Genomic DNA, 13836 nt, shown 5'->3' with positions numbered 1-13836 from the left:
TTCCCTGTGATTTTTAACTGCGGGCGGGCAATGATACGGGCTTTTGCATCTCAGGAAAACAGCGCCGGGACCGAATCCTGGGCAGAAACCACACCCCGGGCCCCGGGTGGTATCAATTCGCTTAAAGCGTCGCGCGCAAGCGGCTATAATACGCGCCTTTTTTGCCTAAAAGCCCCCAGGAACGATGGAACCAACGCCGGTTAAGAACTTTCTCCAGTCGATCATCAGCGACGACCTCGCCAACGGCCGTGTCAGCGAAGTGCACACCCGCTTCCCGCCCGAGCCGAACGGCTACCTGCACGTCGGCCACGCCAAGTCGATTCACGTGAATTTCGGCCTCGCCGAGGCCAACGGCGGGTGCTGCAACCTGCGCTTCGACGACACCAACCCGGAGAAGGAGAGCCAGGAGTTCATCGAGTCCATCCAGGCGGACGTGCGCTGGCTGGGCTTCCAGTGGGAGGGCGAGGTGCGCTATGCCTCCTCCTATTTCCAGCAGCTCTACGACTGGGCGGTCTATCTCGTCGAGCAGGGCAAGGCCTACGTGTGTGACCTCAACGCCGAGCAAGCGCGCGAGTACCGCGGCACGCTCACCGAGCCCGGCCGCAACAGCCCCCACCGCGAGCGCAGCGTCGAGGAAAACCTGGACCTGCTGGCGCGCATGAAGGCCGGCGAGTTCGCCGAGGGCGAGAAGGTGCTGCGCGCGAAGATCGACATGGCCTCGCCGAACATGAACCTGCGCGACCCGATCATGTACCGTATCCGCAAGGTGGCCCACCACCAGACCGGCACCGACTGGGTGATCTACCCCACCTACGACTACGCCCACGGCCAGGGCGACGCCATCGAGGGCATCACCCACTCCATCTGCACCCTGGAGTTCGAGGATCACCGCCCGCTGTACGACTGGTTCGTCGACAACCTGCCAGTGACCAGCCGCCCGCGGCAGTACGAGTTTGGCCGCCTGAACCTCAACTACACCGTCACCAGCAAGCGCAAGCTCAAGCAGCTGGTGGACGACGGTGTGGTGCACGGCTGGGACGACCCGCGCATGCCGACCATCGCCGGCATGCGCCGGCGCGGTTTTACCCCCGGCTCCATCCGCAAGTTCTGCGAGATGATCGGCGTCACCCGCTCGGACGGCGTGGTGGACGTGGCCATGCTGGAGTTCGCGATTCGCGAGGACCTCAACGCCAACGCCCCGCGGGCGATGGCGGTGCTCAACCCGCTCAAGGTGGTGCTCACCGACTACCCCGAGGCGCAGGTGGAAACCCTGGTCGCGCCCAACCACCCGAGCCGCGAGGAACTGGGCTCGCGCGAGCTGCCGTTTACCCGTGAACTGTATATAGATGCCGACGACTTCCGCGAGGAGGCCAACAAGAAGTACAAGCGCCTGGTGCTGGGCAAGCGCGTGCGCCTGCGCAACGCCTACGTGATCGAGGCGGACTCGGTGGTGCGCGACGCCGCCGGCGAGATCGTCGAGGTCCACGCGCACACCATCCCGGATACTATCGGCGCGGACCCCGCGGACGGCGTCAAGCCCAAGGGCGTGATCCAGTGGGTCTCCGCCAGCCACGGCCGGCGTGCCGAGGTGCGCCTCTACGACCGCCTGTTCAACCACGAGGCGCCGGACCGCGGCGACGCCGACTTCCTGCGCCATCTCAACCCCGAGTCCCTGCGCGTGGTCGAGCAGGCCTGGATCGAACCGGCCCTGGCCGGCGCGCTGCCCGAGCAGTCCTTCCAGTTCGAGCGCGAGGGCTATTTTGTCGCGGACCGCTTCGAGCACAGCGCGGACCAGCCGGTGTTCAACCGCACCATCGGCCTGCGCGATACCTGGAACGAGGGGGCGTGAGCATGGGCCTGACCATCTACAACACCATGAGCGGGGGCAAGGTCCCCTTCGAGCCGCTGCAACCTAACCGGGTGACCATGTACGTGTGCGGGCCCACCGTGTACAACCTCGCGCACATCGGCAACGCGCGGCCGGCGGTGGTCTTCGACACCCTGTTCCGTCTGCTGCAGACCGAGTACGACGAGGTGGTCTACGCGCGCAACATCACCGACGTGGACGACAAGATCATCGCCGCCGCCCGCGAGGGCGAGCGCTCCATCGAGTCGGTGACCGACGAGTTCACCAGCAAGTACCGCGAGGACATGGGCGCGCTGAACGTGCTGGCGCCGACCCTGGAGCCGCACGCGACGCACAACATCGACGCCATGATCGAGCTCACCCGCGCCCTGGTGGACAACGGCCACGCCTACGAATCCCAGGGCCATGTGCTGTTCTCGGTGGAATCCATGCCGGATTACGGCAAGCTCTCGCACCGCTCCCTGGACGACATGCTCGCCGGTGCGCGGGTCGAGGTCGCCGACTACAAGCGTCACCCGGGTGATTTCGTGCTGTGGAAACCCGCGGCGGACGAAGATCCGGGCTGGGACAGCCCCTGGGGTCGCGGCCGGCCGGGCTGGCACCTGGAGTGCTCGGCGATGATCCGCGCCCACCTGGGCACCACCATCGACATCCACGGCGGCGGCCGCGACCTGATCTTCCCGCACCACGAGAACGAGATCGCCCAGAGCCGCTGCGCCCACGGCGACGACGAGTTCGTGCGCTACTGGATGCACAACGCCTACCTCGACATCGACGGCGAGAAGATGTCCAAGTCCCTCGGCAACTTCCACACCGTGCGCGACCTGCTGCAGAGCTATCGCGGCGAGGTGCTGCGCTTCGCGCTGCTCTCGGCGCACTACCGCTCGCCCCTGAACTTCTCCATGGAGCTGCTGGAGCAGGCGCAAACCACCCTGGACAGCCTGTACAACACCCTGCGCGGCGTACAGGACATCGAACTCGATGTGGACGTGCCGCTGGCGGATGAAGCGTTCTATGCCGCGCTCAACGACGACCTCAACACCCCGGTCGCCATCGCCGAGCTGCATGCGCTGGCGCGCGAACTGCACAAGGCAGACGCGGCGGAAAAGCCTGCGCTGAAGGCGCGCATCCTCGCCGCCGGCAACCTGCTCGGCATCCTGGCGCAGGACCCTGAAGCCTGGCTGCAGGGTTCCGGGGCGGACGACGCCATCGGCGCCGAGGAGATCGAGGCATTGATCGCCGAGCGCCAGGCGGCGAAGGCCGCGAAAAATTTTGCGCGCGCCGACGAAATTCGTGCGACCCTGTTGTCCGAAGGTGTGGTACTGGAGGATTCGCGCGAAGGCACCCGCTGGAAGCGCGCCTCCGGTTGACCCGGTCCGCTCACCTGCGGGCCGGGCCGCGCACTCCGCGACCAGCCCCGTTGTCTTTTATACCGGCCAGTGCAGCGCCGTCACCCGAACCTCGGGTGGCCCGGCGCCGCGCTGGCGTTTGAGGAGCGCTACTGACTTGAATTCCCGCTGCCTGGTTCTGGATGGCGACCGTGTGCACACGGCCGCCTTGAGTTCGCTCGCGGAGCAGACTGGTTATCGCGTTCACCCGGCAGACAATCTCGCGGCCGCGCTGGAACTGGTGCAGGGCGGTGGCCTCGATCTGGTCTTTCTCGCCCTGGACTTGCCCGGTGGCGAGGACGGCTTGCAACTGCTCGAGAACGCGGATCTCGACGGCGCCGAGGTCATCGTCATGGGCGACGCGGACGACCCGCTGCGCGCAGACCGCGCGATTCGCCTGGGTGCCTCCTACTTCTTCTGCAAACCCTTCGACGAGCACTCCCTCGGCGGCATGCTGCGGGACATCGCCGCGGAGTTTGCCGCCGATGCCCAGCGCCCGCCGGATGGCGCGAGCGTCCCCGGCGTCGACCAGTTCGGTTACCTGCGCGGCAGTTCGCGCAGCATGCGCAAGCTCTACCGGCAGTTGCGCAAGCTGGCGCCCACCGATACCAGTGTGCTGGTCTACGGTGAGAGCGGGACCGGCAAGGAACTGGTGGCGCGCACAGTGCACGCGCTGTCCCCGCGCTCGGAGGGGCCTTTTATCGCCTTCAATTGTGCGGCGATCGCCCCGACCCTGCTGGAGAGCGAGTTGTTCGGCCATGAGAAGGGCAGTTTTAGCGGCGCCGCGCGCCAGCACCGCGGCTTCTTCGAACGCGCCCACGGCGGCACCCTGTTGCTCGACGAGGTTACCGAGATGGACCTGGAATTGCAGGCCAAGTTGCTGCGTGTGCTGGAGACGCGCAGTGTCCGGCCGGTGGGTTCCGAGCGCGAGATCGCGGTGGATGTGCGCCTGGTCTCCACCACCAACCGGCCGCCGCAACAGGCGGTGGACGATGGCGTGTTTCGCGAGGACCTGTACTACCGCCTGGCGCAGTTTCCGCTTTCCCTGCCCGCGCTGCGCCGCCGCGGTGACGACATCGCCGGCCTCGCGCAGTATTTCCTCAACGAGTTGAACGCGCACCACGGCACCGAACTGTACTTCGAGGAGGAGGCGCTGGCGCGTATCGCCGGCTCGCCCTGGCCGGGCAACGTGCGCCAGCTCAAGCACGCGGTGGAACGCGCATACATCCTCTCCGAGTATGCGATTGGCGCTGCGGCGTTCGACGTGGAATTGCCGGAGGGGGAGGGCGCAACGGTGGTGGGGGACGTGGTGGAGATCCCGGTGGGCACCAGTCTCGCCGATTCCGAGCGCGAAATAATTCTGGCCACCCTGGACAAGTTCGACGGCGACAAAAGCGCCGCGGCAGAGGCTTTGGGCATCAGCCTGAAAACCCTCTACAACCGCCTGAATCGCTACGAGAGTGAAGAGTAGGCTGCCACTCCAGTAGTTTCTGTACTATTGATGCACGCATGAAAAACGCGACCCGTTGGGCCGCGTTGGCGGTGTTCAGTGATCGCCCCCGCAGGGCCGGCTCAACCTGAATACCGCGTCGTTTCCATCAAACTCGACATCGCGCCAGGGAAGTTCTACGTGCTGCCAGCGCGTTTCCAGTACCAGCCCGAGCAACTCACCGGATTCGGCGTCCAGCCTGGCCTGTTTCACCAGGCCCAGTTGCTGTCCCTGCAGCCCGAGCATCAGCATGGCGTGATCGAGCCTGACCGTGATGGTGCTTGCGCTCACGCGAGCTGTTCGACTGTTCAGTCAGGGGCAGGGCGCGCCTACACGCGCGGCCGCCGGCCCATGACGAAGAAGATGATCGACATGATGAGGCCGACCACGAACAGCACCCAGGCGATGTTGCTTGCAATGGATGCTACCCCGGTGAGCCCCAGCACGCCGGCCACCAGTGCGACGATAAGAAAGATCAGTGCCCAGTAAATCATGTTGCCTCCTTGATCTGGCGCCCGCCGGGTTGGCGGACGCCGATTCCGCTAGTGATTAGTCGGCTGGCCGATCGACGACCGGCCAGTTGAAGCGTGAGGTTCAGCTCTGCACTTGCAGCTTGTTGACCACGTCCTTAACGCCTTCCACGTTGGCGGCGATCTGCGCGGCAAGGTCACGGCGGCTGTCACTTTCCACGTCACCGTTCAGGGTGACCACGCCATCTTCTGTATCCACGTTGATGTCCAGGCCGTCGGTATTGCTGTTGGCCAGCAGCTTCAGCTTGACCTCGGCGGTGAGGGTCGCGTCTTCCACGCGGTCCGCAAAGCCGGGTTCTTCACTGGCGTCTGCGTCGTCTTCAGCGGGAATGACTTCCAGGCGGTTGTCGACATCTTCGACGCCATCCACGCTGTAGGCGATCTCTTCAGCCAGGTCGCGGTCAACCTCGTTTTCCACGGAACCCAGCAGGATGACGTTACCGCCTTCGACTTCCGGGTCGATGGTGAAGTTGTTCAGGTGACGGTTGAGCATGAAGGTGGTTTCCAGCTTGCCCTCCATCCAGGCGTTGTGGGCATCGGCCTTCAGTTCCTCGCCCTGGGTCTCGGTCTGCGCCTTGTCGTGGTTGCTGCCGGCCAGGGCCGGGACGGACGCCAGGCTGCCCGCGAGAATGATGGAACAGGTGGTCGCTTTCAGAAAATTAGTGCTTTTCATAGTGGATACCTCTCTATGGTTGCTGTCGCCCGGCGCTGGCCGGGACCGCGTTGTACAACCGAGGTATTGCAGGGGGCGTGCCAGATTCGTGTAAAAAACTGCAAAGCGGGCCGCAAAGCCTTTGCCTGTAAGGGTTTGCGAGCAGTGTCGGAATTTTCGAGGCGAGCAAAAACGCCGCTCGAAGGCGGCGTATTTTGCAATTCGGGGTAGGGGAGGTTTGTAAAGTTTGCAAAATCCGCGGCGTTTCCGGCGCGAATTTTTACACGGTCAGCCCAGCGATTTCTCGCCAGACTCGACGCTCTGCATGATCAGCGTGTTGATGGTCATCGGGCCGACGCCGCCGGGAACCGGGGTGTAGGCAGAGGCCTTGTCGACCAGCGCGGCGAGTTCGATATCGCCGACACCGCCCGGGTGGTAGCCCGCATCGACTACCACGGCGCCTTCCTTTACCCACTCGGCACGGATGAATTCCGGCTTGCCCACGGCACCGACCAGGATGTCCGCCTGGGCGACCAGTGCCGGCAGGTCGCGGGTGCGCGAGTGGCAGATGGTGACCGTGGCATTCTTCTGCAGCAGCATCATGGCCATGGGCTTGCCGAGGATCGGGCTGCGGCCAACCACCACCGCGTGCTTGCCCTCGATCTCCACGCCGTAGTGCTCGAGGATGCGCATGATGCCCTGCGGCGTGGCGCAGCCATAGGCGTCTTCACCCATGGCCATGCGGCCGAAGCCGAGGCAGGTGACACCGTCGACATCCTTGGACAGGGCAATGGCGTCGAAACAGGCGCGTTCGTCGATTTGCGCGGGCACCGGGTGTTGCAGCAGGATGCCGTGCACGTCTGGGTTGTTGTTCAACTCGTTGATCTTCGCCAGCAACTCGTCGGTGGTGGTGGAGGAGGGCAGTTCCACCGCCAGGGATTCCATGCCCACGCGGCGGCAGGCGTTGCCTTTCATCTTTACGTAGGTGGCGGAGGCGGGGTCGTCCCCCACCAGGATGGTGGCCAGGATCGGCGTCTTGCCGCCGGATTTTGCCTTGAGCGCTTCCACTCGCGCCAGCAATTCCGCCTCGGTCTGTGCCGCCAGGGACTTGCCGTCCAGTACCAGTGCTGCCATGGGTCAGAATCCTCCGGTTGGCCGCCAAAAAAGGGCGCGTATTGTCACACGCGTGGGGTGGATTGGGGAAGTGCGCGGCGGCCAATCCGGCCGCTTTCGGCGTTGACGCTCCCCCTGCGGATGAGTATGATGCGCCATCCTGAAAAACGGGGTCGACAACGTCTCCCGAGTGAATCGGCGGGGTATAGCGCAGTCTGGTAGCGCGCCTGCTTTGGGAGCAGGATGTCGGGGGTTCGAATCCCTCTACCCCGACCAACTCCCCAGCCACAGTGGGCGAGTGTGTCGATTCCTCTTCAGGTTTCTCTATGGTGGCCGTAGCTCATCGGGTAGAGCACCGGATTGTGGCTCCGGAGGTGGAGGGTTCGAGACCCTTCGGCCACCCCAATTCCCACATCGACTTCCCTTATCTTCGCGACCGCCCGGTCGTGTGGGCGTCGCTGTGTTCCCAGTGTTGATTGGTTCAGGCCAGCGTCCCGCAGCCCCAGGCCAGGCTGTCGCTGGAGTGCGCCGCGTGCTCGGCGATCACGTCCGCCACCGCCTTGATGCGCGCGCTGTGGCGGAGGTCCTCGTGGGTGACCAGCCACAGTTCCATACTCATCACGGAGAGGTCGGGTAATACCCGGACCACGTCTGGATAGAGCGAAGCCCAGCGGTGGGAGATCAGGCCGAAGCCCAGCCCGTGGCGCACGCTCTCCATTTGTGCCGCGGGACTGTTGGTGGTCAGGGTGATGCGGTAGTCCAACTCGTTCCCGGTCAGGAATTCTTCCAGGTAGCTTCGCTCCCCGGGCAGGAAGCGGCCGCGTACCCAGTCCGCCCCGTTCAGGTCGCCAAGTTCCTCGACCGCGCCGAAAGTGGCCAGGTGATCTGTTGAGGCGTACAGGCCGAAACCGATATCGCTGAGCTTGCGGCAGATGAGGTCGAGCTGTGTAGGGCGGGCCATGCGCAAGGCGATGTCCGCCTCGCGCTGCACCAGGTCGACCGAGCGGCTCTCGATCCTCAGGTCTACGGTGATGTCCGGGTATTTCCTGCGCAGGTCGCCCAGTACCGGGATCAGCCATTTCGAGCCGGTGCCCTCGGAGGCGGAGATGGTTACCGTACCGCTCAGGCCCTGCGCCTGGCCGTCGGCCAGGCGCTGGATCGCCACCATCTCCCGCTGCATGATGCGCGCGCTCTCCAGGATGCCGGTGCCGGCGTCGGTGGGGACCATGCGCCGGCCGGTGCGCACGAACAGCGAAACCCCGAGGGCGGACTCCAGTGCGGCCAGTCGCCGCCCGGCGGTGGGCTGGGAGATATCGAGTTGTTCCGCGGCGGACACCAGGTTGCCGCTGTCGACGATGGCGAGGAACACGCGGATGTCGCTCCACTCGGCGTTCATAAGCTTGCTATTCATAAGTGAATTGCTACTGTTCATTTGCTTTATTGTTATGCATTTTTAGCATAGCTATTCTGATCCTGCCACCTCAAGCGGTGACCTGGAGGTCCTCACATGGCGGGTTCGATTCGACACTTATTCTTGCTGCTCGCCCTGCTGGCCGTCACCGCGGCCTTACCGGCGGCGGCGCAGACCACCACCGACACGGCGGACGACTACCTGCGCGAAGCCCAGCGCCACCTGCGCCTGGGTGAGCCGAAGGCAGCGCTGGACATCCTTGCCGCCAACGCGACGGGTATCGACAGTCACGCGGAACGCGTGGCGCGGCACGACATTGCCTGCCGCGCCTGGCTCGAGCACGGCTATGCCCAGCACGCGCAGCACCACTGCGTGCGCTCCATCGAAATGGCCTCGGGCCGTGCACGCTGGCGCGCTTTCAACAACCTCGGTGTGGCCGAGTACCGTATGGGCGATGTACCCGCGGCGCGGGCGGCGTTTGAACAGGCGGCGGTGTTGTCCGGCGTGGTGTCCACTCCACACCGCAACCTGCAGATGCTCGATGCGCAGGCTGTGCCGGATGGCAGTGTTCCCGATGTCGCCAACGCGCTGGTTGTCCGCTAGCAGGGATTACCGGCGCTTGCGCGCCGTTGCGCACCCGCAGCATGGAACGCCCCGGGCCTTGCGGGTATACTTGCGCCCCTTCACGCGCTCGCGTCACCCGGGGGTATAGCTCAGTTGGATAGAGCAACGGCCTTCTAAGCCGTGGGTCGAGGGTTCGAATCCTTCTACCCCCGCCAACTCACTCAGGCCGGCCGCGACCTCACGCCGCTCAGCCGCCTTCTCGCCAGTAGCGCAAACAGCGCGGAACCGAACAGCCAGCCCGCCGCCGGGATCGGTACCACGCGGGGGGACGACCAGGATCCGATGCCGCCCAGCGGGCCCACGAACAGGAATCCCCCCTGCCAGATGTGTTTGCCGACCGCCAGGATCGGGACGTCCTGGCAGCGGTTGGTGCACAGGAACGCACGTTTGACCTCCAGGTCGTCGTCGAGACGGAAGGTGCTCAGGGCGAACAGGTCGTCGGTGGCATCGCTCCAGTCCGCCTGCATCGGGGAGCCAGTGGTCATCAGGTGTAACTCCCAACTCACCAGGTTGTCCACCAGGTTGACGCCGGCGCTCAGATCATCCGAGTCGAACACCAGCGTACCCCAGGAAACCGCATTGTCGGAAACGCCGCGCCAGTCATAGGCGATGAGTGCGGCCTGCGATGGCAGGCTGCAGAGTGCGAGGAACAGTACTGCCAGTTTTAGGATGTATTGCATGCTGGGGTCCTTCCCTTGGTTTGGTTGGTGGAATTTGTTTGTCGTTATAGACAGGTTGTCGTTCTCGATGGTCACCCGGGGCGTTAACACTGGCGATCACGCCGAGATCAGCGCCAGGCCTTACAGGAACAAGACGTAACAAGCCGGAACAAAAAACAGTATAGTCACGCTTGGCGGCCGGATTGGGCCGCCAGAAAAAATTTCAAAAAAAAATATTTTGTCTCCGGCAATCCGGATCGAGAAAAAGCTGATCTGTTGCGCATTGTGGACAGTGGATCACGTGTGGCTGTATGCAGTTTTCCGGAACATGCGTCACACAGGGCAACCCGGAAAATCGAGGTCGTCAGGGCGATTTTTGGTGATAACGGTGGCCTAAAGAATAGCGAGTACTTCTATTTTTTCTTTTTTTTATGCGTCTTTGATAAATCAGGCCTCTCCATTTCTGATAAAAGTCAGCACTCGCCACATAACAAATTGACTCTTTTAGAAGAAATCGATCTTGCTGGAAGGCGTTTGCAATCTGTCCGTTCCGACCTCATGGGTGACACGTGTTACCCGTAGCCCGCACAAGCCGCTGTCTGTTTAAAACAATTCCGTCTAAAAATATTTTCCAGGCGACATCGACCCTTTCATCGCTTCCACCTGGCGACCAGGGAAGCCGTGAGCTCCCCCTCCGCATGGCTCACAGGTACTGTCGATCCTGTTGATTTTCAACCGCTTCCCGTGCTGGTAGCCAGATTGTTGAGCCAGGCCTGTTGCGCGGCGCCAGGTCCGCGGTGACCGGGAATCGAGTCCTCGCTAGCTTCGTTGAAATATTGCGTAATCAATGCCCCAAATTCCTTGTGCTATTCTTCAGGCCGCGGTCGTTTCAGGAAGGATGAGCCAGCAGGCCTGTGATCATGCCTGCCGGAAAAATCACAATAATGCCAAGGACCAGCGAGAGCAGCGCGCTCGCCACCACGACCATGAGTTCCGTATAAGTCCCATGCACGATGATTGCCTGCGACGCCAGGTGTGTGATTCCCCCACAGGGTGAGGTATCCATGGTCAGTATCGTGATCCTTTCAGATATCCGGATTTACGCGGAAGGACTGCAGCATATTTTTGCACGCCAGGCGGCGATCGACGTGCTCGGGGCGGCGGCGGACCTGGCGCGCGCGCAGTCCCTGGTGGGGGATCAACAACCGGATGTGGTGTTGCTGGACATGACCATGCCGGCGCCATGCGAACTGGCGCGCCTTATCGTCGAGGCCAGTCCCGAATCGAGAATCGTCGCCCTCGCCGTGCCCTTTGAGGAACACGACCTGTTGCAGTGCGCGCATCTGGGTATCACCGGGTACATCCTGCGCGAGGCATCGGTCGAGGAACTGGTCGAGGCCGTTGTCTGCGCCGGGGAGGGCAAGTTTTACTGTCCACCGAAGATCACGGCCTGCATTCTCAATGGGCTGCAGGCGCCGCGCGAGCCGGCACCTCCACCGGCTACGACACCGCGCCAGATCCAGGCTGCCGCCGATGACGCCCCTGCGCCCGCCCGTCTGACACGGCGCGAGCAGCAGATTGCCGCCCTGCTCGAGGATGGCCTGTCCAACAAGCAGATCGCACGGCAGCTGAATATCGAGGTTTCCACCGTGAAGAACCACGTGCACAACCTGCTGCTCAAGCTCGAGGTGGATAACCGCAACCAGGCCGCCTCACGCCTGCGCACCTCGCGCGCGGCAGATCCAGATCTTTCGATCGGGTACCCCACTCCCGCCCTGTACAGGAACTAGATACTGCCCGGGCCTTTTGGTCCTGCATCCAATTCCCACCCGCGGATTCATTTAAACCTTACCGGCCAGTTTCCATACTCCAGTCTCAGCCATCCAGGATGAGGCCATGCAAAGTGTTCGCTGCGCCATCGCCGGAATGCCACAGCAACTGCTGGTGGAGATTCTGCAAAACCTCGCCGCAGAAAGCGGCCGCATCCAGATTGTCGATGGGGTTTACAGCGTGGCGGAACTGCCCGCGCTGGTGGCGTCAACGCCGGTGGACGTGCTGATCCTGGGTATGCGCGAGATCGCCATGACGGAAAAAGGCCTCAAACCGCTGCACCCGGAACTGCAGGCGCTGCCGATTATCGGGCTGGACGACTACGGCCATCTCACCGCATTCCTGCGTAACGCCGGTCGCGAGGCGGTACTCAACATGATTCTCGCGGTCAGCGGCGCTAACCCTGGTTGCAGCGACGGGTGCAGCGACGCTTCCAGCGACGGGAGCGACCCGTGAGCTACCGCGCCATCAATGCCACCACCGTAACGCTGCTCGACCTGCTCACCTCCCGTTTTGTCGCCGACCCGCTGCTGCGACCGTTTTTCGATTCCGGTGCCGGCGGCAGCATGGTGCTCTCGGCGCGCACCCCGCAGGAGATGGCCGACAGCAACGAGGCCGGCCTGTCGGTCTGGTTGTACCGCATCGCCCGCGACCCGGAACTGCTCAACCAGCCGCCGCGGCGCGTGGCGGCGGACGCCTACGAATACCGCCCACTGCCGCTGCGCCTGCACTACCTGATGACCCCGGTGGTCAACGATCCGGAAGTCAGCGGCAACGACCCGGGCATGGAGCAGTTCATCATCGGCAAGGTGTTGCAGAGCCTGCACGACACGCCGGTCCTGCACGGTGCGCTGCTGGGTGGCGACCTCGCCGGTTCCGGCAGCCGCCTGACGGTGCGCCTGGAACCCATGGACCTGGAGGAGATCACCCGGGTCTGGGACGCGATGGAAAGCTCCTACCAGTTGTGCATTTCCTACGAGGTCAGCCTGGTGCTGATCGCCTCCAACCAGGCCGCTGAACACCTGGGGCCGGTGTTGTCGGTGGAACCCGAGTACGGCGTGATTACCGAGGTCAACAGCTGATGGTCTGCCGCAGCGAAACCGTGGGGAGTATCGAATACCGCTATTGCCCGGACACCCTGCCGCCCATGGCCGATCGCATGCGTGCACTGATGTTCGGGCGGTTTACCGATGAGCTCACCGGCAACCCGGTCAGCGCCCGCCTGCACCTGCTCACCGAGGTCGAGGGTGTCTCCAGCCAGGTGACGGCGGATGCGGTGGCGGGGCTAGTGGGCAACCCGGCACGGCGTTTTCCGGGGCTGGCTGCAGGCAGCGTGGCGCTGGACATGACCGTGGTGTGCCGCCGCTTCCTGGCGCAGACCTTTACCGCCACGCTGGGACCGTTCAACACCGGGATGGGCGCCCCGGCGGATTACCCGCACCACTTCGCCCCCGCGAACCTTGGCGATGTCGGCCTGCACCGCGCACCGAGTGTCATCAGCGGGCGCTGTGTGCTCGACAACGGCTCGAGCACATCGCCCCTGAACGCGGCGACGGTGACGCTCACCGGACTCTGGCACCGGTTCCCGGCGGCCGATGTGGACCCGCCGACGGTGATCGAGGCGCCGAATATCCTGTCGCTGGCGCAGGGCCTGTATCGCCCGCGCAGCGCCGGCGTCGACCAGCTGCGCCAGCGCGACCTGGTGATGCAGGCGGGCGAGGAGAAGACACTGCTCGCCGCGACGGCCCCCGGCGCCACCCGGCTGCGACTGTCGGATCGGGTAAACCTCGCGCCGGGCCAGTTGCTGGCGATCGAGCCCGGCGACCCCGAGCGCGTGGAGTACCTCGAGATCACCCAGGTAGACGGCGCCTCCACCGACACCCAGCCCGCCACCATCACGCTAGCCTACCCGTTGCGTCGTGAACATGCGCTGGGCGGTGTGGCGGTGCGTGTGGTTGCCCAGGCGCCGGGTGCCAGCAACAACCTGGCACGCCATGGTATTGCCGGGGACCAGACCGTGTTTCTCGATGCGCTCGCCGGGCTGGCGGATGGCACGGTTGAAATCAGCGGGGCGGGCAGCCCCGAGTACCACCGCGCATCCCTGTACCAGGTCAGCGCGGACGCCCGGGGTTTTTTCCGCCTGCCGCCGGTTTCGCGGGTGGCCATGCTGCAACTGCGCGCGAGTCACGGACTTGCGCCGGCGGACGTGAATACGGTGTTCAGCCCGGACTATGAACTGGCGGGGAACCGGCTGGACTTTATTTTTGCTTAGT

15 protein-coding genes and 3 tRNA genes are annotated in these 13836 nt (G+C 64.0%); 11 read left to right on the top strand and 7 right to left on the bottom strand.

The features are described 5' to 3' along the window. The first annotated feature begins 184 nt into the window (after window positions 1-184). The 3 genes from E4634_RS01235 to E4634_RS01225 all read left to right on the top strand — a co-directional run bounded on the left by E4634_RS01235 (window position 185) and on the right by E4634_RS01225 (window position 4726). On the top strand, window positions 185-1849 hold the full coding sequence (locus E4634_RS01235) for a glutamine--tRNA ligase/YqeY domain fusion protein (RefSeq protein WP_135440774.1): 1665 nt from the start codon (window positions 185-187) through the stop codon (window positions 1847-1849). 2 nt (window positions 1850-1851) lie between these two features. Continuing rightward, window positions 1852-3237 (top strand): cysteine--tRNA ligase, encoded by a 1386-nt coding sequence (gene cysS / locus E4634_RS01230; RefSeq protein ID WP_135440853.1) that lies wholly within the window; start codon window positions 1852-1854, stop codon window positions 3235-3237. Between the two features lie 136 nt (window positions 3238-3373). Continuing rightward, window positions 3374-4726: a sigma-54-dependent transcriptional regulator gene (locus E4634_RS01225; protein ID WP_167854711.1), complete on the top strand. Its 1353-nt coding sequence runs from the start codon at window positions 3374-3376 to the stop codon at window positions 4724-4726. A 75-nt stretch (window positions 4727-4801) separates the two neighbouring features. Here E4634_RS01225 and E4634_RS01220 read toward each other — a convergent pair whose 3' ends face one another. From E4634_RS01220 to folD, 4 genes are all read right to left on the bottom strand, one after another. Then, window positions 4802-5035, bottom strand: coding sequence for a hypothetical protein (locus E4634_RS01220; protein WP_135440772.1), 234 nt, complete (start codon window positions 5033-5035; stop codon window positions 4802-4804). 38 nt (window positions 5036-5073) lie between these two features. Then, window positions 5074-5238 carry a DUF1328 domain-containing protein gene (locus E4634_RS01215; protein WP_135440771.1) on the bottom strand — a complete coding sequence of 55 codons (165 nt, stop codon included), beginning with the start codon at window positions 5236-5238 and terminating at the stop codon, window positions 5074-5076. A 100-nt stretch (window positions 5239-5338) separates the two neighbouring features. Beyond that, window positions 5339-5947, bottom strand: a complete 609-nt coding sequence (locus E4634_RS01210) for a BON domain-containing protein (RefSeq protein ID WP_135440770.1) — start codon at window positions 5945-5947, stop codon at window positions 5339-5341. 267 nt (window positions 5948-6214) lie between these two features. Further along, on the bottom strand, window positions 6215-7060 hold the full coding sequence (gene folD / locus E4634_RS01205) for a bifunctional methylenetetrahydrofolate dehydrogenase/methenyltetrahydrofolate cyclohydrolase FolD (RefSeq protein ID WP_135440769.1): 846 nt from the start codon (window positions 7058-7060) through the stop codon (window positions 6215-6217). A gap of 178 nt (window positions 7061-7238) precedes the next feature. On the opposite strand from folD, the gene E4634_RS01200 reads away from it, so the two are divergent. Both E4634_RS01200 and E4634_RS01195 read left to right on the top strand, forming a co-directional pair. Continuing rightward, window positions 7239-7315: transfer RNA gene (locus tag E4634_RS01200), tRNA-Pro, on the top strand. Window positions 7316-7368: 53 nt separating this feature from the next. Then, a tRNA-His gene (locus E4634_RS01195) sits at window positions 7369-7444 on the top strand. 76 nt (window positions 7445-7520) lie between these two features. On the opposite strand, the gene E4634_RS01190 is transcribed toward E4634_RS01195, so the two are convergent. After that, window positions 7521-8450 (bottom strand): LysR family transcriptional regulator, encoded by a 930-nt coding sequence (locus tag E4634_RS01190; RefSeq protein WP_167854710.1) that lies wholly within the window; start codon window positions 8448-8450, stop codon window positions 7521-7523. A 96-nt stretch (window positions 8451-8546) separates the two neighbouring features. On the opposite strand from E4634_RS01190, the gene E4634_RS01185 reads away from it, so the two are divergent. Continuing rightward, window positions 8547-9053, top strand: coding sequence for a hypothetical protein (locus E4634_RS01185; RefSeq protein WP_135440767.1), 507 nt, complete (start codon window positions 8547-8549; stop codon window positions 9051-9053). A 99-nt stretch (window positions 9054-9152) separates the two neighbouring features. After that, window positions 9153-9229, top strand: a tRNA-Arg gene (locus E4634_RS01180). Window positions 9230-9235: 6 nt separating this feature from the next. Here the strand turns inward: E4634_RS01180 and E4634_RS01175 are convergent. Beyond that, on the bottom strand, window positions 9236-9754 hold the full coding sequence (locus E4634_RS01175; RefSeq protein WP_135440766.1) for a hypothetical protein: 519 nt from the start codon (window positions 9752-9754) through the stop codon (window positions 9236-9238). A gap of 868 nt (window positions 9755-10622) precedes the next feature. Beyond that, complete coding sequence (locus E4634_RS21410) at window positions 10623-10799, bottom strand: hypothetical protein (RefSeq protein ID WP_167854709.1); 177 nt, start codon at window positions 10797-10799, stop codon at window positions 10623-10625. On the opposite strand from E4634_RS21410, the gene E4634_RS01170 reads away from it, so the two are divergent. The 4 genes from E4634_RS01170 to E4634_RS01155 all read left to right on the top strand — a co-directional run bounded on the left by E4634_RS01170 (window position 10798) and on the right by E4634_RS01155 (window position 13835). Beyond that, complete coding sequence (locus E4634_RS01170; RefSeq protein WP_167854708.1) at window positions 10798-11523, top strand: LuxR C-terminal-related transcriptional regulator; 726 nt, start codon at window positions 10798-10800, stop codon at window positions 11521-11523. The two genes, E4634_RS21410 and E4634_RS01170, sit on opposite strands and share 2 nt — an antisense overlap. 106 nt (window positions 11524-11629) lie before the next feature. Beyond that, window positions 11630-12019 carry a hypothetical protein gene (locus E4634_RS01165; protein ID WP_135440764.1) on the top strand — a complete coding sequence of 130 codons (390 nt, stop codon included), beginning with the start codon at window positions 11630-11632 and terminating at the stop codon, window positions 12017-12019. Further along, window positions 12016-12645 carry a Pvc16 family protein gene (locus tag E4634_RS01160; RefSeq protein WP_167854707.1) on the top strand — a complete coding sequence of 210 codons (630 nt, stop codon included), beginning with the start codon at window positions 12016-12018 and terminating at the stop codon, window positions 12643-12645. Before E4634_RS01165 ends, E4634_RS01160 begins: the two co-directional genes overlap by 4 nt. Then, window positions 12645-13835, top strand: coding sequence for a hypothetical protein (locus E4634_RS01155; protein ID WP_135440762.1), 1191 nt, complete (start codon window positions 12645-12647; stop codon window positions 13833-13835). Before E4634_RS01160 ends, E4634_RS01155 begins: the two co-directional genes overlap by 1 nt. The last annotated feature ends 1 nt before the right edge of the window (window position 13836 follow it).

The sequence above is a fragment of the Mangrovimicrobium sediminis genome, from assembly GCF_004745945.1.
In the GTDB taxonomy this organism is placed as follows: Bacteria; Pseudomonadota; Gammaproteobacteria; order Pseudomonadales; family Halieaceae; genus Mangrovimicrobium; species Mangrovimicrobium sediminis.
Note: the sequence above shows the minus strand (reverse complement) of the source record. Positions and strands in the feature narration are given on the sequence as shown.